We start from the raw sequence: 25,715 nt of genomic DNA, 5'->3' as shown, positions 1-25,715 counted from the left end.
ATATCGGCAAAGAGAGAGATATCCGTATTGTCGCCATAGGTCCGCAGGTCCAGGTCCCCGCTATTGAGCAGGGTAATGTCGTGCAGAACATTGATATCGCGAGTGGATTCCCAGATCACGCCGCCCGCCATGAGCGCGCTGTCCTGCCGGATGGTCCGAGCGATCACGCGCAATTCGGTGTTGCCCATGTCGATTGCGGTCTCGCCCGCCGCAGCGGTGAAACGCACATCGCCGCCCAGCGACTCCACATGGGCGGCATCGTAAGCAGCGCCCTTGCCCATGATGGTCAGGCGTTCGACAAGGTTGTCCTGATAGCTGACGCTCTCGCGCCCATTGACGATGACGCCCGTGCCAATAACGAGACCGTCTTCGGTCGTTGTCGCGCGCGTTTGCTCGACAATGATCTCATCGAAATCGTTGCCCGCCTCGGTGATGACATAGGAACCGGCATCGCCCTTGGCCGAAGCGCGATCGGCGCGGAAGTGATAATCATCCTCACCGCCAGCGTCGATAATGTCGGTCTGCCACTCGGGGAAGGCGTTGGCGTATACCGTGTCGGACCAGGCCGAGAGACGGATCTCATCCACCGTGGTGCCCGAAACGCGCACTTCCTGACCTGTCCGGTTGTCGCTGGCATTCACGCCGCGCTTGGTGACCGTCACGGTCACTCCGTTGGTCATCCGCGAGAAATCAACCGCTGTGGTTCCGTCGCTGTCGGAGAACCGGTCCTCGCCAAAGTCATCGGCGTAGTAATAGGTATCGCGCCCGCCGCCACCTGACAGACGGTCATTCCCCGTGCCGCCGCCAAGCGAGTCGTCGCCGCCGCCACCGGTCAGCTTGTCGTTCCCCGCGCCACCTTCGAGGATGTCATCCCCAAGCGCGCCGATGAGCGTATCATCCCCGTCACCGCCAAGGATCGTCCATCCCTGCGATGTGCCCGCCCCGGCAAGAAACGCACCGGGCGTATAGACACGGGTGGTGATTTTCTCGATCCGGCCTTCGCCGTGATCGATTTCCTCGACCTCGTTCTCGACGGTTCCGGTTTCGAAATACCCGATCTGGATGGAATCCTTGCCATCCCCGCCGTCGATGGTGCCGCCACCCTCACGCGCATAGACGGTATCGTTGCCGGCTCCCGTCTCAAGGTCAAAGGTCACATCGCGCAGACGGGTAATGTCGATGACATCATCGCCTTCGCCAAAATTGGCCACGACCTTTTTCACGCCGGTATAGGTTTGATACCAGCCGTCATATTCGACGCTGACGGACCCGCCCGACCCATAGAGGGTGACCTCTTCGCCGCCATCTTCGGTTCCGAAGTATTTGCGCGCCGCGGCCCTGTCGCCAAAGTTCAGCGTCAGCGTGTCACCCGACTTTTCGGCAAGGTAGGGTTCTACCCTCGGAGCCTCATAGTCGAGGTTGAAGAGGTTCACCCGGAAGAGTTCGGCCTCGTAGAGCGTGATCGTCTTGATCCACAGGTCCAACTCGACGAACAGGCTGGCCACGAAATCCGCGCCCATCGTAATGTTGAAGAGATTGGCGAACCCGCCGTCTTCATACTCGTACATCGTGGCGATTTCGCTGCCACGGATACGGCCATCGCTGACATATTCCACCGATTGCACATAGCCGTCTGCGGTCTTCGTAAGCACCGATTTGGCGATGTCCTGCAAATCCAGTCCTGCGTAGAACTCGATCGTCCCACGACCCCCGCCCGAAATCGGACCGAGGTTGGCGCCAAGCGTCAAACCCACATCTGCTTCGATGTAGAATTCGTCCTTTTCCTCGCCCCCAGTGCCACTGACAATCTTGCCATTGCGGAAGGTCGGCAGGGTGAAATCATGCACAAAGAACCCGTCGAGCGCATCGAGCGGATCACCTGAATTGATCGCCTGCCGTATCCCGTAGGTGTCATAACCAAACGCAAGGTCGGCAATCGCGCGGAACGACAGGTTGCCATCGACCTTGATCATCACCGGCCCGATCGGGACCCGCGCAATCGGCACATCGACATCGACGCCCAGACCCATGAGAGGCATCTCATAGGTGAAGAGGATCGCATCCCCCCCCGACATGATCGACTTCCAGTTTTCGATGTCCTTGAGGTATTCGAGCATCTTGAAGCCCGAACGCGGCTCGTTGATCTTGCCGCCCGTGGCGCGTGCAGAGCCGCTTCCCGACGATTGCGCCTCCAGGTCGGCGAATTTCGCATCGAGATCCGAAGAGGAGCCTGAGATTGACGGAATCGCCCGGATCGACCCGGCCCCAAGACCGACGATATCCCCCAGAATGATCTCGCCGGTATCTGCCCATGTCTTCAGAGTGTCGGGCAACTCGTGCATGAAGATGACAGCGTCGAAGAAAGCCTGCGGAATTTCCGGCTTCTTCTGTATCTTGAGCATGCCGTTGATGAGCCCGAGCGGCGTGGCCTGAATGCCGGCGTTCTCAATGAATTCCAGCCCGTCGATGGGTGTGATCATCATCTTGACGAAGGGCGCAAACGGGTCGAGCACCCCAGAGATCTGCTCCGAGATCGGCAGCAGGAAGTCGTCGATCATGGAACCGACATCAAGCCGTAGGTTCACCAACTCGATCGTGGGCTCGACCAGCCGCTCGCCATAGCTCCAGTTCCAGTCGACGGTCAGATTGCCACGCAGCTTGGGCATGGCTTTGACGTCTTTGACCGAAAGCTCCGCCTGAAGCTCAATGGCGGAGGTCACGTCAAAACCAACTTCAAATGTCTGGCTTGGCGACTGGGAGAACAGTTTCGTTACCGGAAGGCGCCCGCGTGCATCCCCGATGATGTCGACGCCAAGCACCGCGCTCGCGCCGCTGCGATTTCCGTCCGGGAGGGCGTCGATAACTGTGGCGTCAAAGAAGAGCAGACTGCCATTCGCGGTGAACGGCGCGCCGCCTGTCCCCTCAAGATAGGCATCGGCCTGAACCCGGATCTCCTTGGTATCATCCGTGTTTGTGCGCAGGTAGAAGCCCGAGGACGTACTGATCCCAAAGCCGAAATCCCACGCCCAACCCAGATCGAAAGTAAAGCCGCCGTCGACATCAAGACTGAATCCGGGCACCTCGAAATCGAGCGGTATGTCGATATCAGCCGCCAGCAGCTGCATCCCCATGTCGATGTCGATCTGGATCGCATCGGCGGCGTCCGGCGGCAGGTCACCCACCACCCACTCCGACAGAACCACGCCGTCGCGGTCGACCCAAGCGATGTCAATATCATCGATATCGACGACATTGTTACCGTCTTTGTCGAGAATGATGTCCAGACCATCTGTACCGAAAAGGTCCCACAGGGAGGACTTCAGGATCGGGACGGTCCCGCCCTCGGACGACAGTTTGGCGCGCAGATCGTCAAGGAATCCGACGCGAACATCGCGCACGAAATTCCCTGCCGCGGCGAGCTTTTCGCCAATGACCGGGATATCGCGGGACAACTCCGTCGTCATGAGATCCTGCACGACGCCAAGCGCGGAATCCACACCATCAAGGATGCGAGACGGATCGGTGAGCATTCCCAGCAGGGAGAACTCCCCGAGGTAATTGTCCATCACATCCTGAACGTTCGGCACGGTAACGGTCAGTACATCGCCCGGAACGACCCGTCCTGCCGCCATATCCAGCAGGCCCTGAACCCCCGCAGAACCGGTCGAGGCGGTAAAGCTGCTGAGTTGAATGTCAGGAAGCCCGGGGACCGAAAGACTAAGCGGAAGGTCCATCCCCATCGCGCCGACGATCTCATAGCCGACGTTGTTCGAGAGACGCTCGGGGCCGATATAGAACCGCCCGTCATCCTCGATGGATCCGCCGCGCTGATCGAGCGTCAGTGCGAAGGTCGCGTAGTCATGCGTGCTTGCGAGCCCGTCACGGTCGATCGCAGCCCAGCCGCCGGTAACGCCAAGCCGCGCTGGCCCAGCGTCAAAGCCAAGTTCGAGATCCTGCCCCGCCACGCGGAGCCCGATGCTGGCCGCGGTCCCACGCGCCTTCTCGGCGGATACGGCCACTTCGCGGTCGATCTGAACACCGGTAAACGTTGTGGGGGTTTCCCCCGCCGCGACCTCGCTCTGGGCCCCGGCGAAGAGTTCGACCGATATCCCAAGCTCGCCCGAGAGCCAGTCCTGAAGTTCCACGATCGCGGCCTGACGGCGACCGGCAAGCTGCCCGACCCCATGCTCATCGTCGACGTTCTGCCCGGCCTCCGTCGACTCGGTCGTGGAAACCCAGTAGGTTTCGACCTCGGCAGATATCGCCGTGACGCCTTCGCCCGCCGCGCCGACAACGCGGCGGAAATCGGCGAGAATCGCGGCCTTGGTTTCATCACTCAGGTCGCTGGAGCGATTGTCAAAGACGACTGTCCCAAAGGGGGCGACCGACCGGGTCTGAATCCGGGTCGGGTTGTAGTCATAGAGGAAGAATTCGGGCCCGTCCGAGGTCAGACGGATTCCCGCCTGTACCTTGAAATTCACAAAGGCGCTGAGATTGATCTTGCCCGCCGCACCGGGGTTGATGACGTCGGCAATGTCGTCGACGAAATCCATGCCAGCCAGCGCATCAGGGCCAGCGATGGCCGCCAGTTGCTGAAGATCGAGGCTGAAGCCAAAGTTCTCTTCAAAGATCGCCCCGAGGTTGAGATGGATATCGAGCGCGTCGCCATTGAGGCTCAGCGCGAAAATCTGATCGTTCACATCAAGGCTGTTGTCATCGGTGATGCCGAGCGCATCCTCGATGATGCCCTCCACTTCGCCGATGGCCGATGCCGGGTCCGATGCCGCCGTCTCCAACTTGGCGAGGAACTGATCGACGAACGGGAAAACATCCTCCAGCGATCGACCTACCACGGGCATCACCACCGTGTAGAACGGCTGATCCTCGATGGCGTCGCGGACGAACTCCAGCCCCTGCCGCGTTCCCGAGATGATGTCCTCGAAAGAGAGGTCCTTGAAATCAAAAGCAGCGCCGAGATCGGGAAGGATGACCACGATATCCTTCGCCCCGACGATCCCGTCTGTGACCAACTTGTCGAGATCAGCGGGGTACATCGGGTTCTGATCAACAACCTTGAGCGAGCCGGGCGAGAAAATGTCCAGCGCGGTGAGCGATACCTCTATATCCGGCGCGAGCGGAATATCGGAGCCAAGACCAGGATCGACGCTCAGCCCCCGCAGGCGCGCGGACGCGGTGCCGGATAGGTCGAACTGAAGGTCGGATGCGGAAATCTCGGTGAAGCCAAAACGACGATCCTGCGGATTGTCCGAGGTCGGATCGCTGTCGAGCGTTACGGCGATATCGGCGGCAAGCTCGAACCCGGACCCGGTGCCTGTGCCCCCCGCGGTGGCCTTGAGCATCCCAAGCTGAATGCCGACCTCAAGATCATCGATATTGAGCGACGCGCCCGCCGAAAGTGATACGTTCTCCACCCCAAGCGTCAGGCTGTTTTCCCGCAGAGTATAGCCCAGATCATCGGCGGCCTCTGCCACCTCCCTGTCGAGCGCCACGAGGTGATCCCCACGCACACCGACGATGGTGTATTTTTCCCCGTTCAGTTCGAGGCCATACCCCACCATGGTGCTGTCAAAGACGAAAATCTCATCGGAGAACAGGTTGCTGCTCGCTTCGGCATTTCCTTTTTCGCCGAAGTACGTGCGCCCATCGAGATCCGCAAAGAATGTCACGGAGCCTGCGACGTGCACGGAGAGGCTGCCCTCGGCACTCGTTGTCAGGCTGACCGTGTCGCTGCCAAGTTCGAGATCCAGCGGCACTTGAACAGGTGTCAGGTCCTCAGCGAAGGTGAAGGGGACCCCAAAGGACCGCTCGACCGGATCGAATGTGATCTGCAATCCCGCAGGGAGAACGCCCGAAGCGTTCACCGCTTCCATGAATTCCTGCAAGGTGGTGATCTGCCGCCGCGCTTCGTGCAGTACCATACGATAGCTACCGGCGCTCGAGACCGTTCCCGAAAGCACGAGGCTCTGCCCATCGGCGAAGCTGTCAATCCCGAAGGTTCCCACCTCGGTCTCAACGCCGTTCACTGTCTGGTAGAGCGTTACCTCACGGCCATCGGCCAGTTCTTCGGTGAATCCTCCAACCGGGTTGAGCAAAAGGGTCGCGGGCGATCCATCGATCTCCCCCGCCTGAATGGTCACCGAAGCGACCTCAAACAGATCGACGCGGGGTTTGTTGAAATCGATCTTGTTATAGACGTCCCGCTCGAACCCCTCACCAAACGCAAGCACCTGATCGAGACCGGCGTCGAGGAACGGCAGGCTATTGGTGAAAAGGTCGCTGTCCTGCACGGATTGAAGCGTGTCGAGGAAGTCGGGGAACATCAGGATCAGATCGACAACCGAAAGATTGCTGAAATCCCCGATGGAGTCGAAGTCCTGCGCTTCCCAAGAGACATCCCCCGACAGCGGGTTGCCCGAAGCGATCAACCGCGGGGTCGCGCTTGCCGCAAGATCAAGGCTGCCGAGTTGCGCATAGATCGGCAGATCAAGAACAAGCTCATCGAGTGTCTGTACCGCCGTCAGCCCGCTGGCCCCTTGCTGAATCTCACCCGCGAGTTCGAACCTCAGGCTGCCGGTTTCCCGCGTCTTGTCGCCCACACTGACGGAAAGCGGCCCGAGCGCCGCCGTCACGTCGATATCATCCACGCTGGCGCTCGCATCAAAGGCCAACCGGTGGAGGATAAAATCGCTCGTGCCGGTGCTCCAGTCGATCACCATGTCGAAGGCCACGTCCAGCGTTGCCTCGATCTCTGCGGTTACGCTGCCATCGATCGAAAGGCCGTAGTCTTCCAACGCTTCGTCGAAATCCAGCGTGGCGTCGGCCGAGAGGGTGAATTGGTCGTCAAAGCTAAGCTTCACGCCGCTCGAGGTGGTCACCAGCTTGAGCGCGTCGCGCGCCACGCCGATCTCGGGCAGCCAGTTGTCCTGTAGATACCCCAACAACCCACGCAGGGTCGGATCGTCAGTGCCGTAGCCGGGATCCGGAAGATCGGCAAAAGCCTCATCGCTGCTGCCAAGATAGCGCTGAACATAGTCACCAATCGACAACAACCGATCAGCGCCAACAATCTGAGATATGGACGACCCGATGACGGGTAGGGAGACGGCCAAGGGATTGGTGTTGGTGTTGTTGCCGCCATCATCGAAATCGGGCGAAATCTCTGCCTTGAGATCGCTGACCGCGACGCTGACCGTATCCACTGCATCATAGAGAAGATCAGTAATCAGCGCGTCCAGTTCGCCGAATTCTATCGCAGGCGGCAACAGATCCGCACCCAGTTGCAGCGCGATATCACTCTCGACCCCCTCGGAGGAGATGAGCCGCTCGGTCCGATCCACGGCGATGCCCAGCGTATTGCCGGCAATCGCGATCTGACCCGCCATGTCGATCACCGGCGTGTCGATGACAGCGCGCGCCGACCCCTTGATCGCAAAGCCGCCTGCGCCCGAGGCATCGCTGCCCGCGAGCAACAACAACTCACCATCCTGAAGGCCAGCAGAGCCCACACCGTCGACCTCGAAGGTCGAATTCAGCCCGGTGACGGCCATCAACAGCATGGACCGGTCATTCTGTCGGACCTGCTCGATGGCAAATTCACCGTTCAGAGTGGCAATGCCCAACACATCGAGATCGGCCGAGCCTGAGACCCGGAAGGTGCCGTCCGTTCCGAAACTCGCCGCAAGGTCGCCCTCAAGCGTGACGCCCTCGATGCCGGTAAGTACAGCAGAGCCGCTGACGCTACCGCTGCGGGTTCCGTCTGCGTTGAGGCGCAACTCACCGTCGATATCGCCGAGGGTGAGCGCTATGTCTCCGAGCGCGATACCCATCGCCGCATCTTCGGCCGTCACTGTCCAGCTATCCTGACCGGAGGAGGCGCCGGTTTCGCGCGCGAGGGTGAAGGTCCCTTCGAAATGCGCATCGCCAAGGCGCAACGTCGCGGTCGCGCCGATCTCCAGCGTTCTATCCTCGAAATCCAGCGAAACGATGTCGGACGCACCAGTTTCGACCGGCAAGGACAGCGCCGCTTCCGACCAATCGATGGTCGGTGCGCCCGTGGCCGCAGCGACCCCGCCCGCAGTCGAAATTCGTTGGTTCACACGCAAGGTGGCATCGTCGATCCCGGTCAGGGCATAGCCTGCGATCTTGGCCGATCCCACCGAAGCGCCCGCCGAGAGCCAGCGCCGCGCATCACCGCCAGCGGCAACGCGCTCTGTCGAGATTACGGCCAGCATATCGAACTCGTCGAAGCGCGCACCGGTCGCGCCGCCAATGGACCCCGACGCATTCGCCCCGCCGATCAGGATCTGGTCGACGCGCGCCGTGACCCCGTCGCTCAACGCGACCTGCTGGTTCTCTCGCAACTCAAGGAACAACTCGCCTTCGGCCTGAAGAACGCCGCCGATATCGACAGCCATCTGCCCCCGCAGCCGGGTTTCCCCGTCGATCAGGTCGACATCATAGAGCCCGCCCGGTGTCGGGACGGATTCGCTCAGGTCCTCGCCCCAACGGTTCAGGGTCACTTGAAGCCGGTCCGCCGTGATGCCAACCGCGCCACCTGCGTCGAAGACGACATCACCCTCGGCCTGAACCGCGTAAACGGTGCCGATCCCCTGCTGGTTACGCAGAAGAACCGCCCCCGCGCCATTGTCCAGATCCGCCGACAGTCCTCCGGCGTCGAGCGCACCGGACACATCCTCTAGCCCGATGCGGACGTCTGTGGTGTCGATTCCGTTGACCTTGTGATGGACGATGTTCATCGCCAATCCGCCGGTCAGCTCACCCAGACCCTGCACGGTAAGTGTGCCTTCATCGATAATCAGTTCCTGACGCCGGGTACCATCATCGAAACTGACGGAATGGACCGCCCCGTCCAGACCGGCCGGGACATCCATATCCAGCGCTCGGCCGAGTTCGTTGACCGCAATGGAACCGATCGCGCTCAGCGAAACCGCATTTCCAAATCCCTGAAGCGCGACGGAACCTTCGGCGGCGAGGGCGAATCCAGCGCCGTCCTGACCGCGTGAGATGACCAGCCCGAGAGAGGCTCTTGAAAGGGATGCGCCAGCCTGCGCGCCCCCGATCGTGCCCGATACCTCACTGGCCCCGAGGAGCAGGTATTCAGGTGCCGCTGGCGCCGCGCGGGACAGCCCGGCCACCGCCGTTGTCATATCCTTCCCGGCAAGCGCTCCAGCGCCGACGAGGTGATAAACCCCCTCTTCTGCCGTCGCGTGCACGGTGACGTTGCCAGCGCCATAGACCAATCCGCCGCTGTCGTCGGTCAACGAGGTCAGCGCGGCGGCTATCGCAGTCCTGCGCGCATCTGGCGCAAGCTCGGCCAGTTCGATATTGCCGTGCCAGTCGCCTTCGCCCACGGCGCGCAAAGCGACCTGATCCGCCAGCCCGTCGGGAAGGGTAAGGTCGAGCGTCTGCACCTCCCCGAAACGCAGCAGGGCGATCGCGCTATTGCTGAGAGCGCCCCCGAACGCGGCATCGAAACTCCCGCTTGCGCCTTCGGTAACAGTCACGTTGCCGCGGCCGATCGTGGCTAGGTTTTCGAGCGCGGTCTGCAAATCCGCCGCGGTTGTTCCCATGGCCAATGGCGCAGTAACCGAATTGCCAAAGGCCAACGCAAAATGGGTTCCTGTCGCGGGCAGCGTCAGCCGCTGGACCTCGGACGTGGTTTGGCCCGACGCCGTCTGGGTCAGCGTCGCGGTCGGGGCGCGCTCCAACTCCGTGATCGTCGCCGTCATTACCGGGACGTCACGCCCAAGGGCCGTACCGGTGAATTCTACCTGCCATTTCTGGCTGCCATTGCCAGCAGCGACCAGTGAGACGACCGCATCGCCGCCCCGGTCGCCATAAACCGTCCCGCCCGTATTGCGGGCCGCCCGAATTGCGTCGGCAACGTCCTGAGCCGTGGCACCGAAGGAAAGATCGGAGGTTTCGAACGTCTGGTCAAAGACGCGGAAGGCGAGCGTGAAGCTGCCGTTCAACTCGGCATCGTACAGGTCTATCGCCTGCCGCGTTCCAGCGGCTTGCACTTCTGCGGAGATCTGCTGTGTCGTGGCGGCGACACGCACGACCCCGTCGATGACGCTTCCACTGCTGGCCGTGGTAAAGGCTGTTGAGGTAAGCGTCGTCGGGGCTCGCCCTTGGGTAAAGGTGATCGTGAAGCCCTGCGAGGTGATGCCGCCTGTGGTCTTGTCGAAGACAACCTGCGCCGCACCCGCTCCGAGCGCCGCGTCCAGCGCTTCCTGAATGGCCACGCCCTGCCGGTTCTTGTCTGAGATATACCGGATCGCCTCGGTGCTGCCAGAGGCACCCAAGTCCAGCGTGAACTTCGCCCCGGAGACGTTCGTGATCGAAACAGGCTTGAGAAGAAGGTAGTATTCAGCGACCGATCCGGCCCGTGCGCGGCCCAGCAGGCTGGTCGTGCCCCAATCGGTTTTGTCCGCGGGGTCCGCAGGTGGAACCATGGTCAGCCCGGCGATGTCCCGCCCGGCCAGTGCCCCGGTCAGTTCAAAGTCGAACCCGCTCTCCCGGCTGCCCTCCACGACGACATTGCCCGCGCCAAGAACCGTTTCAAGCGCCGTGGCAAACCGCGTGGCAAGGACAGCATCATCATAGGGCGTCCCGTCGCCCGTCCGCGTATCCACGGACACACCCACCCCTTGCCAGTCGAAGGTATAGACCCCCTCGCGGAACCGGGTGACCCCGCCCGCATCGGTGGCCGCCGCCGTCAAGCGATAGCGTGTATCGGTCGTCTCGCCTCCGGTCGTCGCCCTGACAACTGTACCGGTCCCGCTCTCCGACGCCTTGGCGACCGTGATTTGAGCCGGCGTTTCCGGTGCCGCGATCTTGGTAACCGCGAATTGTCCGCGAACGGATGCGAAGCCCTCGACACCGAGGTCCACGGCACCTGCGAGTTGCATGTTGCCATCCGCATCGAACCGGGCGGCCAGAGTCCCGTTGAGGGTCAGGCCATCGACACCTGTGACCCGTGCCGTTCCGCTCACCTGTCCCGAACGGCTACCATCCGGGGCAATCACGAGCTGACCTGCACCGTCTTCGAGTGACACCGTGGCCCCGTTCGCGGAAAGCCCCGCGCTCACTCCGCTAGCGTCGATGGTCCAGGTTTGGCCCTCCGCTGTCTCAGACAGATGCAGCGCAAAGTCACCGCCAAGGCGGGCGGATCCAAACAACAGGTCGCCGGATATGCCCATCGAGAATTGCGACGCGCCCTCGCTGAGTACCAGTGAGTTACTTTCGGATACGGCGATTTCGGTGCTTTCGTCGTCTGATGCGCCGTCCCAATCGATCGCCGTTCCCGCAGCAGACAGGATATCGCCAGAAACCAATTCGCGGTTGATCGACAGCGATGCACTGTCCACGTCCATCTCCACGCCCGCGTTGAGGGCCGCCGCGCCGACAGTCGCCTGCGCAGTTATCCAGCGGCGCGGTGTCTGACCCGCTGCAACCTGCTGGGTCGACAGCACAAGCGCCACATCCGTTTGAGAAAGCGCCGCCCCGATTGAGGCATCGCCCACAATGGCCGAAAGGCCCACCCCGGCAATGATGAGTTGATCGACGGTAACGCTGCTACCATCCGTCAGGAGGAGCGTCTCATCGGTGCGGCTTTCGAGGAACATGTCCCCCGTGGCCTCAAACGCGCCGGCGACCCCGATGGTCATCTGACCGCGCAGGCGACTTTCATTGTCTCGCAGATCGACCGCATAGCTGCCGCTTGGTGTATCGACCTCGAGCGCTAGATCCTCGCCCCAGCGGTTTTGGGTCACAAGGAGGTTTTCCGCCGAGAGCGTCACGCCGGTCACCCCGACAAGAGAGACGTCTCCCTCAGCGGCAAAGGCATGGCGCGTTTGAATGCCCGCGCTGCCACTGGTGCGCTCCAGTATGACCGCGCCAGTCCCATTTTCTAGCTCCACACCGACGCCGCCGGGTGTCAGCGACCCCTCGGCCGTGTCGATCCCGATGCGCAAGGTCTGAACGGTGTCGCCCCCGACCTCCTCGGTCGTCGCAACGAGCTTGAGGCTGCCCGTCAGGGTGCCAAGTCCATCGACAACAATGTCACCGCGACTGATCGTCAATTCCTGTCGGCTCAGCCCGTCGGCGAACTGAACCGATCTGTCAGCTGTGTCGAGCCCGGTGCGCACCGTATCGTCCGTCGCACGGCCCAGTGTATTGATTGCCAATTCGGCGGCCGCACTCAGGCTGACCCCGCCGCCAAAGCCGTGCAAAGACGCAGTGCCCGACGCGGTAAGCGCGTATCGCGAACCGTCTGCCGTCTTGGCGATGACGAGACCGAACCCGGCATCTTCGACCACCACCCCGGCATCCTCGCCCCCGACGTGGATATTTACCTCCGCAGCGCCGATCTTCAGGATAGCCTCTGGTGCCTCAACGGCGCTGGCCAGCGCGATGTCGAGCGCGGGCAGGGATTGGCCTGCAAGACGCCCTTTGGTCAGCAGATAGAATTGCTCCGAGGCCCCCTCGACAGGCACCAGTTCCACCGCACCGGTCCCAACGCCCGGCATCAGGCCGAAGGCCCGCGTCAAGGCGGGCAGTGCCGCAGCGATCCGCTCAGCCGCCGTTGCGCCCGCCGGGATCTCCACGTCCCGGGCCCAATCGGTCGCCCCTGCGGAGCGCAAGTAGACGATATCCGCCAATTCGCCGTCTGCAGGTAGCGTCAGGTCCAGACGCTGAACTGCGACCACCTCCACCATGGAGACGTCCCGACCAGCCAACCCCGCGCCAAAGGTGATCTCAAAGACCCCCTCTGCCTGCTCGGTAACGGTGATATCCGCCGCTTCGATGCCGCCCAAACCGGCGAGTGCCTCTGCAACAGTCGCGGCATCCAAGACGGCGGCATCGAGCACATCCGAATAGTCACCATCGAACCCAAGCTGAACTCCACCGGATGCCCCAATGGTCAACCGCTGAACTTCATCACTGCTGCGGCCTATCGCGATTTGCGACAGGGTGGCATCCGGCGCGGCAACGGGGGTCACGGAGGCGCGAAGCACCGAGATATCCTGCCCGACCGCTTCGCCACCAAAAGACACGATCCACTGATCCGCGTCGGTATCGAGCGAAATGGAGACCTCCGCACCGGAGGCATCAAACCGCGTGCCATCGGGACGGGTGGCACCGGCAATCGCCGCCTCAAGCGCCTCCTGAGCCGTATTGAACGACGCCATGTCCAGCGCGACGGTCCTGTACGTCCCGCCCGAGCCTGCGAGCGAGGAGGCCACGGCGGTAAGCTGCGCCTCGGGCGCGTCTTCAATATCGGTCGTCCGCTGCAACTGGCCGACGGGTTTCCCAAGTGAATCGCCGGCAAAGGAAATGATCCACTGATCCGCGCCATTCGCCTTGACCGAAACAGTCGCCGCATCCGCATCAAAACGTGCGCCCGTAGACTCTGTCGCCGACAAAAGCGCCGTACGAAGCACCACCGCGCTCGCTTGCGTATCGATCGAGGCGGTGGTGTAGGTCTTGCCCTCGTAGTCGAACCTCAAGGAGAAGCTACCTTCTACGCCCGCCGCGTAACGCCCAAGCGCGTGGACCGCGCCGGTGGTGCCGGACGTGGTGCCCGTCGCCGTGAGGTCATAGGAAATATCGGCGGTGATGCCGATGTTGGAGGCACTGAGCGCCCCGAGTTGGCGCGCGCGATCCGCGGCATCGCCGAGGAACGTAATCTTGTAGATCTGCCCATCTGTCGGGCTTTGAATGGCATCGACACGAAGCGACCCCGATGCAGTGCGGGCAAGAACCGAGCCGCTGCCAAAAACCGTCGATTGCCCCGTACCGACGTCGAAAATGCGGTCGATCGCGTCGAAGATATGCCGGGTTTGCGTCGTCTGGATTCCGGAAAGCGGCACATCCGCAGTGCGGGCCGAATTCGCGAAGCGAAGCTGGAACTCGTCACCTGAGCGCGAACTGCCCGAGGGCGCCGAGATAACCAGTTCGTAGGCGTCGCTCGCCGTACCTGCGACAGCTTGGGAGACGATCGTGCTGTTGCCCAGCGCTCCGTCAGATGCGGGATCGGCGGGGGGCACCATAGACAGCCCAGAGCCACCCGGCGTGGTGGCCAGCGCCACGGGGACCCCGGACATATCGCCTTGGAGCGCAATCTCATATCCCGCCGCGCGGGAACCGCTGACCACAACGTTCCCGGCTCCGAAGAGCGTCTCGAACGCGCCGGTGAGCGATGCGGCAAACCCTGTGTCGGACAGCGCGGTGCCGCGGCTGCTGAGCGTGCTCGCCACGGCGCTCTTGCCGCCATGAGCAAAGGTATAGTCTCCTTCGCGGAAGTCGCCGGAGGCATCCGATGCCACGAGGTTGAACCGCGCATTTGTCACCGGGTCGAAATCGAAGGTCAGCGAAATCTCACCTTCCGCGCCCTCCGGCAAGAGGTCGATCCGCTGCACCGATCCGGTTGTCTCCGTGGCCGGGCTTTCGACACTGATCGTGCCCCAATCAGCGGAATCCGCCGGATCGGCCGGCGGTGTCATGGTCAGACCAGTGATTGCCGTTCCGCGATGACGGCCCCCCACCGTGATCTCAAAACCGGCGGCCTGAGTGCCCGTCACTTCTATCGTGTCGAAGCCAAAGAGAGCTTCCAGCGCGGTGCCAAGCTTTTGCCGCCAAGCCGCGTCATCATCGGTTTGCGCCAACGTTACAGAGGCCGTCGCGCCTTGATAGGTGAATTCATATGTTCCAAAGCGCGTGCGAACCCCACCGGCGGAAGCTTCGGACACGGCCAAGCTGAAACGGCTGTTGTCCGCAATTCCGCCCTGCGTCACCTCGATGGCGGCTCCTGTTGCGCCGGGCTCAAGCGGCACGGAAACCAAGACGGGCTCTTCGCCAGAAGCCGAACTGGTCTCGACAGCGACCTGCCCGCTGATCTGGGCATAGCCGTCAATCTCGATTTCAACCGCACCGGCGAGGATCATCGCGCCAGTGCTGTCGAATATCGTTTCGAAAGTGCCCTCCAGCGAAAGATCGTCGACACCGGTCAGGCTTGCGCTCCCGCGCAGGCTCCCGCTGCGTTCACCTTCGCCCCACGTGTCCGTCACGGCGTTGCGACCGAGCCACAACTCCCCGGATCCGCCCGAAAGCCCTATCTCTGCGCCTGCGGCCGACAGGCCAACTGCGACATCGCTTGCCACGATATGCCAGGCCGCTTCGCCGCCGGGGCCGCGTACCAGTTCGACATCGAACGCGCCGCTCATCAGCGCGCCGGGGAGTTCCAATCCACCATCGACCGAAAACTGCAGCGCCGATGCGCCCGTCTCAAGGATCAGTGCCTCTCCCGGAACCACGACAATCTCGGTACTCTGGTCGTCGGAAACACCGTTCCAGTCGAGCACTGCGCGGCCTGCGGTTTCTACACTACCGCCCAGCATCTCTCCGTTTATGAGCAATGCGGCGCTGTCGATCTGCGCCAGTGCCAAGCCGTCAAACCCGGCATCGTGCACATTCGCCTGCGTGGTGATCCAGCGCCGTCCGGCTCCGCCAACTTCGGTGCTGATGACGAGTGCGACGTCGAGATCGCCCACCTCCGCACCTGTCCCATCCGGCCCGACCCGTGCCGAAAGGCCCGCACCGCCGATGATCAGCTGGCTCACCCGGACCGCGCTACCATCCGTGAGCACCATTTCGACCGCGTCGTCGCCCGCCCGACTCTCAAGGAACATCTGCCCCCCGAGATCAAGCAGATCACCCACCGCGCCATGCATCGTGCCCGCCAAACGGGTTTCGTCAGCGCGCAGGGACAGGACGATATCCTCCCCGCCGGTGGCAATCCGCTCGTTTTCGATATCACGGCCCAGACGGTTGTACCGAATGTCCAGTTCATCAGCAGCAAGCGTCACGCCGTCGACCCCGGTCAGTGCGACATCGCCCGACACCTGAAGCGCGTAGCCCGATCCAAGAACTGTGCCGCTGGAATCAAGACGTCGCTCCAGAAGCAAGCCCCCGCGCCCGTCCTCCAGTGCCGCCCCAAGTCCCCCGGGGGTCAGATCGCCCTCAACACCGGTCAGCCCGATCCGAAGCGTTTGCGTGGTTTGTCCCAGCGCATCGATCGACTCGCTCGGCACCATGGCAAAGGCGCCCTCGATACTGCCAAGTCCTGCAATGCTGAGTTCACCGCGCGTGACAACCAATTCGCGCGTCGCGGCAGCCGTCTCGAAAAGCAGCGGCAAATCACTGCCGCCGACCGTGATCGAAGTGGACAGCGCCTGTTGAAGGGTGTTCACCCTGACGGTCGCATCGGCGGACATGGTGAGCCCGTCGAACCCTTCAAGCGCGCCTACCCCGCGCGCCTCCAGCGCAAAGCCCGTCCCGCCGGCGGGCGTCTGTGCCACATAAAGCGCGAGGCGACCTTCCCGCAGGGCGATATTGCCAAGTTCGGCAGTCACACCGTTCAACCCGATCGACAGCGCATCAGAGGTACGCTCAATCGCGAAACTGCCGCTCAACTCGCCAAAACCATCCACCCCAAGCGCCACATCCGCGCCCGTGATCGTTAGCTCATCTCCGTCAAACTGCGCAGCCACGCCGCCTTCGAGCGTCAGACCCGGAATACCGCTTGCCGCGATACGGCCCGAAATCGTACCGCTGTTACCGGACGCTGCAAGATGGAGAGTTCCCGACCCTTCGGTGAGTGCAACGGCAGCACCGCCTGCGGCCAAGCGCACCTCGACATCAGTCGCGACAAGATCCCAGATCGGCGCGCCCGCGGCTTCGGAGAGTTCCACCGAGAAATCCCCGGAGAGACGCGCGGCGCCAAAGTCCACCACACCTTCGAGCGCAAGGCTCATCCCCGCCTCGGACCCGGAGAAAGCTGCAACCAGGCTCGCGTCGGTCGGCGAAAGCGATACGCTGTGCGCCTGATCACCGCTCCAGTCGAGCACGGCACCGCCGGTCAGGAAACTGCCGTCGGGTGCAAGCGCCCGGTTCATGTGGAACGCGGCGCTGGAGATATGCGCCAAATCCTCGCCAAGCAGATCGAGACCACCAACTGCGCCGGCCGCCGTGACCCAGCGGCGCGCGGGATCAGCCCTGTCCGTACTCAGGACGAGCGCGATATTCGCATCCGAGAGACGCGCGATTTCGGTGCTGTCGACATCTACCAAGAGGGAAAGGCCGCGCCCCCCGATAATCGTCTGATCGACCAAGACCGCTTCGCGCGTGCCGTCAGAGGATACGACATCCTGCGTGACGGAAGTTCGAGCCTCTACGAAAATCTCCCCTTCGAGCGTCAACCCGCCGAATTCGGCGGTCGCCGTGCCGCTTACCCGGGTTTCGCCGTCGAGCAGGTCAACCGTATAGGTGCCCGCGCCGGTGGGCACCTCAATGCCGATCACAGCCGCCCCAAGACGGTTGAAGGAAACGGTCATGTTGTCGGCGCGCAGGTCAATCCCATCGGCGCCGGTCAACGCCACATCGCCTTCGACCTGCACCGCATAGGTGCCCGCGTCGCCTCCAACCTTCTGCAGCAGGATGGCGCCTTCACCCTCCTCAAGAGATGCGCCGATTGCCCCCAGGTCCAGATCGCCTTCTACGCCCGACAGGCCGATACGCGTATCCACAGTGACAATTCCGGCGTCGTCTGTCGTACTGTGGCTCGTGATCGCAAAGCTTCCCGTCAAGCTGCCCAAACCGGCGACCGACAGCGTTCCGGTGCCGATCTGCAACTCTTGCACCCGGTCAGGCGTGTCGAACACGAGCGGGACGCCCCCGGCCGACAGGTTCAGCCGTCGATCCAGCGCGTTTATGCGAAGCGACGCTGCCGCCTCCAGCGTGACATCCGGGAAGCCGGTTAGGGACACCCTGCCATTCGCGACCATCGCATACCCTGCGGACGTCTCGGATCGGCCTTCGATGTAGATCCCAAGTGCAGCCTCAGAGAGTGTAAGGCCGCCCGAGGTCGTCCCCACCGAGCCTGTGACCCCACTTGCGCCGATCAGGATGCTGCCGTCCGAGGACGCCTCTATGGAGAGTCCGCCCCTCAACTCGCCGAAGCCGTCAATCTCCATCGCCATGGTGGTCGCGGAGAAGGCCATATTGCCAGCACCGTCGATCGCGGCGGTCAGGTCCCCGTCAAAGGAGATCCCCTCAACACCCTCGACCACGGCGCGACCGGTCAGGCTCCCGCTTACGGCTACGCCCGATCCGAACGTGAGGCTCCCGCTAACGGATTCCAGCCCGACATAGGCACCGCCGCTGCGGTAGCCAAGATCCGCCCCACTTGCCGTCACTGTCCAGATATCGCTGGGTCCGGACTGATCCAACTGTACAGAGAAGGCTCCGGACAGGACCGCGCCGCCAAGCTCCATGGAGCCAATGATGTCGATATCAACAATCTCGGCAGGCATCGCCAGCGCGAGGGACTGGCCCTCCGCAATGCCGATGCTGAGCCCGTTTACCTCCCAATCGATCACTGTGGCACTCACGCTGTCGAGTGCCCCCGAGACGTCGAGCGATTTGTTGATGCGCAAGGTGGCGCTGCTGAGATCGGCGATCTGATAGCCTTTGACCGCGAGCGCGCCGAGATCGCCCTGCGCCGAGACCCAACGACGCGCCACGCCGGTGGTGACCGCCTCGGACGATAGCACCATCGCGATGTCGACGTCGCTTAGCTCGACCAAGGGGTCTGCGACTGTGCCGCCTGCGAGCAGCTTGGCCGACACATCCGCACCACCCACGATAAGCTGGTCGACGACGACCGAGCTGCCATCGGACAGGATCACCGTCTGATCTTCCCGGTTCTCAATGAAGAGCTCGCCGCTAATTTCCATCACACCGTCGAGCACCGCCGTCGCCGATCCCCGAAGACGGGTTTCACCGTCGAGAAGAGACACCGCATAGTCGTTCAGAGGCGTCGCCACGCTCAGATCCAGCGCAGATCCCCAGCGGTTGTAGGCAATCGCAAGATCATCGGCGATGAGGCTGATACCCCCGACCCCGCCGACAGTGACATCGCCCTCGGCCTGCACCGCGTATTTTGTCGTAACCGCGCCCAAAGCGTCGATTGTGTGACGCAGAACCACCGCGCCCCGTCCGTCGGCCAGCGCCGCCGTCGCTGGCCCAAGGGCGAGCGATCCGGTAGCTCCATCGACGCCGATGCGAATATCGGTGGTGGTCACGCCCGCGATGATCGACTGTGTTCGCTCTACGACGAGACCGCCGGTGAGGGTGCCCAGCCCCGAGACCGTGATTGACCCGGAATCGATCCGAAGCTCCTGCCGCGCCAATGCATCGTCGAAGGTAAGGGTCTGGGTCGACGAGGGGCCTGTGGAAATTGTCTCATCCACGGCCAAGCCCAAGGCATTCACCCGGATCGTTCCGCTTGCACTCAAACTCACGGCATCGCCGAAACCCGAGAGCGTTACCGTTCCGCCAGCCTCCAGGGCGAAACCAGATGTCCCGTCGGATCCCTCCGCCACAAACAGCGCCAGCGACCCATCCTGAAGCGCAAAACCACCGCTCGTCGCATCGCCCATGCGGCCGGTAACCCCGCTGGCCCCAATCCGAAGCCGAGCACCAGCAACCTCTTCCAAGGCAGACGTAAGAACGGTCAACTCGCCCGCATCCGCGCCAGCAAGCGCTCCGGAATAAACGATATCGTAGGCAAGTGTGGCGGCATCCCGAACCGAGACCGAGATTGCCTCCGAAGCCATATCCGGTTGAGAGGACAGCAGATCGGCCAGAACGCCCGCAATCTCCGCAGCGTCCAGCCCATCGAGGCTTCGCAATTCGCTCCAGTCCGCATCACCTATGCGCAGGGCAAGCGTATCCGGCCGCGCCCCCGACCCCATGAGCGTGACTGTCTGAACCGGAGACACCACCAGCGGCGGCATGTCCTGTCCGGCAAGACCCGCGAGATAGGAGACGCGGAACTGACCGGGCTCTGCCATCGCTTCCACCGCGACATTGCCAGATCCGCCAATTGCCGAAAGACCTCCAAGCGCTTGCTGCAGACCCTCGGCCGTCAGGCTGGCAACATCGAGCGAGGCTGTCGCGCCCGCCTTTCCCTCGACAGACAGGCTGATCCGATCATAGCTCGACAGGTCGAGCACTTGCACTTCGCTGCGCGTCGCCCCGGTAACAAGCGTGGTGAGGCCCGCCTCAGGGGACGAAGCCGACCCAAGCAGGAGCGCCTGCATCGGGACCAGCGTCTGCCCGTCCAGCGCTCCACCGAAGGAAACGATCCAGGAACCATCAGCCTCCAACGCCACGCCGACCTCAGCGCCGGTCGCGCCAAAGCGGCTGCCATCTGCGGATAGCGCCGCGAGGATGGCGGTTTCGATTGCAGCGGCATCAGCGTCATAGGCCAGCGATGTGGTGGCATAGCTGCGCGTGCCGTCGTTCACGCGAAGCTGAACGCGATCGCTCGCGGTGCCAGCGGGGATGTGGACGGATTGTACCGCCCCGGAGGCCCCGGCCCCAGCCGCCGCCCAACCGATCGAGATTGCGGCCCCGGACCCTGCAACATCGGGAATTGCATGCTCGGCGCGACCGAACGCCCCGTTGAACGTAATTTCGAACTCCGCGTCGGAAAGGGTTAGTCCGCCGGTATGTACAACCGTGAAACGCCCGGCCCCGTGCGCTGCGTTGAGCGCCTCCTGAATGCGCTCGGCTTGGGCTTCGAGCGCATAGCCCGGACCGCCCGTGCGCAAGGCCGTGACGCTCGTGGAAATCTCCTCCGATGAGGAAAACACATCCACTAGCGGGATGTCCTGACCCGCCAGATCACCGATGAATTCAACGGTATAATCCGCGGTACCGGTTTCAGCAAAGGCAGTATCAAAGCTGACGGAAACCGTGCCCGTGCCGAGCGCCTCCCCCAGAGCGGTTTCGATCCTTGCCGCAACGATGGCGGGATCGCCCACGAGCCGGATCTTGCCCGTTTGCTCGCCATTGACCTCAAACCAGACCAAGCCCGCCTGATCGGACGGGAGCGTGATTTGCTGAAGCGTTGTGACCGGCGCAGTGTCTTCGACGAGCGCGATGGCTTCCGTCGTCTTGCCATCCAGCGTCACGGTAAAGCTACCGCCAGCGCCGCTCCGCCGAACATTGAGGGCTGCAACAGCGTTGGTGCCCGCGCTCGCCGCGGTCAGTCGTTCGACCACCGCCCAGTCCGCGCTGTCTGGAGTTTCAACTGGTTGGGTGACCCATAGACCCGCACCGCCAGCCGATCCCGCCAGCGAAATGGGCTTTCCGGCAAGCTGACCGATGAACTCCAGCACAAACCCGTCGGCGCGGTTTCCGGATACCAGAACGTTGCCCGTCCCGATGCCGGGGATAGACGCGAGCCCGGCCTGCAACCGTGTCCGGAGGGCCGCATCTGCAAGTGGTCGCCCACTCGCATCGAGGGTCGAAACCGTCTGCCGCGCCCCATCGAGGCCAAAGGCGTAAATCCCTTCGCGCGAAATGCCATTTCTTGCCATGGCAAACGCAATGCGGGTGTTGGTCGTCGTGCCGCCGGCGGTCACCTCAGCGCTCTGGCCGGCATCGGCGCCCGCGACCACGCTCAGTGTTTCCTGCGGCAGGCCTTCGATTGCGGCTTCGCGTTCTATTGCGAAGGATCCATTGAGGCTGGCCACTCCGTCCACCGCGAGGTTCAGCGTACCAGAGAGGGCCATCAATCCGTCGGACATTTCAGCCGAGAGAGTACCCGAAGCCGTTAGCCCATCGACGCCGGTGACGCTTCCGACGCCGGAAATGCTTCCGCTCACGCCTGTATCGGATACGAGGAAAGCCCCGCTCGCCCCGGCGATTTCCGCCCGCGCGCCGCCTGCGGCCAACGCAAGGGTGGCATCCGCCATCGCGATTTCCCAGACGCGCGCCCCGGAACCGTCAATCTGGTCACGGATCTGGAATATGCCGGAGATTTCCGCGCCGCCAAGCGTCAGACTGCCGCTCACGGCTGTGGCGAGACGGTCGGTATCCGCGCTGACCGGAACTGTCGTGTCGGAATCCACGGCAATAAGCTTTGCCCCATCGCCGGACCAATCGATGATTGGCGTCCCGGAGGGAAGCAAGGCGCCGCTGTCGGAAAGGGCGCGGTTGATCTCCAGCATCGCCGTGGAGATCTGCGCTTCGGCCAAAGCGGCAACAGAAGCTTCGGTGACCGTCGCGCTCGACGTGATCCAGCGGCGCGTGCCCCCAACTTCGGACGACAGGACCAGAGCCAGATCCGTGCCGCCAAGCGCCACAGCGATGTCCCCCGCATGAAGACCGACGGAAAGGTCCGCCCCCCCAAGCACCAGCATATCGACACTGACCGTCTCAAAGCTTTCGCTGCCGTCGGTTGCGGTCGTTTTGACTTGAACATCGGCAGCGCTGACCGCTTCGAGTACAAGGCTCCCCGAGAGGTCGAGCAATCCGTCGATGGAAGCCGTCGCCGTGCCGGCCAAGCGGCGCTCGCCCACCGATTGCGCCAGACGAATGATGCCGCTCGCCGTGGCGACATCAACGTCAAGAGCAACGCCGGTTCCATTGTAGCTAAAGCTCATGTCCTGCGCCGAGAGGGATATCCCCTCAAGCCCGGTCAGAGATGCCGATCCGCTGGCTTGCACCGCGTATCCCGTGCTGCCATCGGCCCGGGCGAATGCGACGACAGCGCCCCGCCCATCGCTCAACGCCGCAGAAGCGCCCCCAAGCGTGATACCCGACACGGACAGGCCATCGAACCCAAGGGTCATTTGCTGGCGCGTGGTCCCCCCGAGCGGCACTTCTCCGCTCTCGACCCTCAGGTTTCCGCGCAGGGTAAGATCACCAAGCGACAGGACCGCGCCGTCAACAAGCACGGCCTCAGTGTCGCGCGAACTGTCGAAGGTCAGGTCAACGCTATCGGACCCGGCGGCGACTTCTGCGCTGATCGCAGTGCCGAGGCGATTGACCGCTACGCGCGCATGGGCCACGTTCAATGACACACCATCAAGCCCGCTGAGCGCAGCCTGACCTTCCGCCATTAGCGCGAAACCCGCGCCACCAAGGGCATCGGTGCGCGCGACAAACGCAAGATCCGCGGAAGACACAGCGACCTGAGGACCGGTTTCCGCTCCAACCGTGACGGAGGCACCGATTGCCCCGATGGTCAGGGTCGGGCCGTCAACCGTGATCGCCTTCTCTACGGTGAAGGCCCCCGAGACTGTCGCGAATCCGTCGATGCCGAGCACCCCGGTCGCCGCGACCGAAACGCTGGTGTCATTTGCATCGAGGACAACCCGCCCCTCCGCTGACAGGGTCACACCGTCCACGCCTTCGAGCGCGAGGGAGCCAGTCAGTTCGCCAGAGCGCTTGCCGCTGCTGTCGATGCGCAATGTACCGGTCGCCCGTGCAAGACGAACCGCGACGGGCCCCGCCGCCATGGCCCAAGATACGTCTTCCAACGTAATGCCCCAGCTTTCAGCGATACGGTCATAGCTGAGCGTCATGGCCCCCGAGAGGGTCGTTCCGCCCAAGTCAAGATCCCCAGCAAGCGGCAGGGAGAACACATCGCCAACCTGGTCGAAGACGAACCTCGCGCCGCTGGCGAGGTCAAAAGTTCGGACGTCGGACCAGTTGATCGTAGGCGCATCCACCCCTACCGACCCCGCGACCACACGGTTGATGGACCAACCAGCGCTGTCGAGGTTGTCGAGCAGGTATCCACCAACAACCGCCTCGCCCATGGTCCCTTGCGACGCCATCCAAGAGCGGGTTCCGTCGACTTCACGCGCATAGACAAGCGCAAAGTCCGATCCCGAGGTCGACAGCCCGCGTGCCCCGCCGAAACCGGCGGAAATGCCGCTTCCGCTTAGTGCGTATTCGGTCAGGTCCACCAGCGCGCCATCGGACAGCACACGGGTCGTGGTACTGATCTCCAGCTCCAACTCACCGGTGAAAGCCAACACACCGTCTATTGCGGCGGAAAAGACCCCCGAAAGCAGTGTCGTTTCTGCGGCAACCTCGGCCCAAATGACACTGCCGTCCGCCAATCGGATTTCGTGACTGATGTCATTGGCGGAGGAATTGTGAAGGACCGAAATTTCCGTTCCCGACAGGCTCAGTGTCCCATCGACATCCAGCGCCAGATCGATCCGCCCCGCAACGGCGGTGGTCGTTATCAGCGTACCAAGCCCTTCTTCGGGGCCTCTGGTCTGTACAACGACACCGAGCCGCCCGCCCGTTGCCGAAATGACAGCCTCCCCCAAAGAGAGACTGCCGGTCACATCATCGACGCCGATGAGCAACTCCTGAAGCCGAACATCATCCGCGACCGAGGTGCGCGCCGCGAACACGAGATCCCCGCCGATTTGCCCCACATCAGGAAGACTGAGCGAGGCCCCACGCGCGATGAAACGCGCCTCGCCCGTCGCAGTGCTTGCTTCCAACGCGAGATCGCCGGAAAGGGTCGCTCCGGCGAGCCCGTCGACCGATCCCGAACCACTGGCCCGCAGGTCGAAGGCGCCCGCTTGAATCCGCATTGCAAGCTCGGCATCCGACAACAGGACGGCCGCGCCCTGAGCGGGATCTCCAAGCCGCGCGGAAAGATCCGACGCCGCTACGGTCAACGCCCCGGCCGCCGCATCATACCCCACGTTGAAGTCACCCGCGAGAGTTGCGCCCCCAAAACCGGAAACGCTACCGGACGCGGAAAGGCTGAGCGCAGTGGGGGTGCCACCACCAAAGGTGAAGCTCCCCGCCACATCGGTCAGCCCGCCGGACAGACCCAGCATGAGCCAACTCGCTGACCCGTCCGAGAGCGCGAACGTGGTTTCCATCCCCGAAGAGGTCGATGCCACGGAAATCGAAAAATCGCCTGAAACACGCAAGCCCCGTATATCGAGCGAGGCGGTGAGTTCGATGCCGGTCTGAGCGACCCGGTTGGCCAGTGCCGACATCCACGCATCGAGCGCGGCGGCATTCGCAGGATCGCTACCGAGGGTAAGTTGATCGAGCCCGGGGATCTGTACTGCTTCGAGTCGAAGGCGATCGGCCATGTAAGTGGGGCGCATGTAGATACCGCCCCCCGCATGCAGACCGGTATACTCTGAGAAACTGCCCACCCGCTGCGTCCAGCGCATGACATCGTAGACCTGCCCGGCGACAGGGGTGAAATCGTTGATGAAGTCGAGGTTCAGCGTGCCTGCGAGTTGTGCCTCACCCGCGACCACCAATTGATCATAACCGTCCAGCCCGGTCGGTCCGGCAGATCCCGGTGTGATGCCGCCGATTTCTATGTCGAGTTGCGCCGTGGCATCCTGACTATAAGAACTCACTTCGAGCACACCGGGCGAATACCCCGGAGCAACCGTTCCGGTGTTGTTCAAAGCCTGACCAGTGCGTCCCCCGCCAGTCAGCAGGGAGCCCGCCTCTACATGGAATGATTGTTCCGAGACGTGTTCAGGATCGAGGGAGCGCGTCCCCGAACCGCTGGTCAGGGTCAGGTCGGGCGGGCCAACCACAAAGGGATCCGGGGCTTCTTCGGTCGTGGTTTGGGGCGCGACATCAACTGCGCCCGTATCTCCGCTGCTGGTATCGTCCGTATCGGCGACCGGAAGATCACCCGAGAGCAAAATACGTTGCTCTAGCGTCTCCAATCCAAAGGCAGGAACCTGATCAATGCTCTCGCGGTGATCCGAAGCGTCGTCCGCCGTGATGGGCTCATATTCTTGATCAGACAT

General features: G+C 62.8%; 1 protein-coding gene (only partly in view). It reads right to left on the bottom strand.

The genetic code is table 11. The annotated features are described in order from the left end of the window. Positions 1-25,715: the 5' portion of an Ig-like domain-containing protein gene (locus BM234_RS14470; RefSeq protein WP_092066240.1), read on the bottom strand. Its footprint begins 27,760 nt before the window's first position; the window shows 25,715 of its 53,475 coding nt (coding positions 1-25,715); its start codon is at positions 25,713-25,715; the stop codon falls past the left edge of the window.

The organism is Poseidonocella pacifica (assembly GCF_900111875.1).
Taxonomy (GTDB): Bacteria; Pseudomonadota; Alphaproteobacteria; order Rhodobacterales; family Rhodobacteraceae; genus Poseidonocella; species Poseidonocella pacifica.
This window is presented reverse-complemented; position numbering and strand designations above follow the sequence as displayed.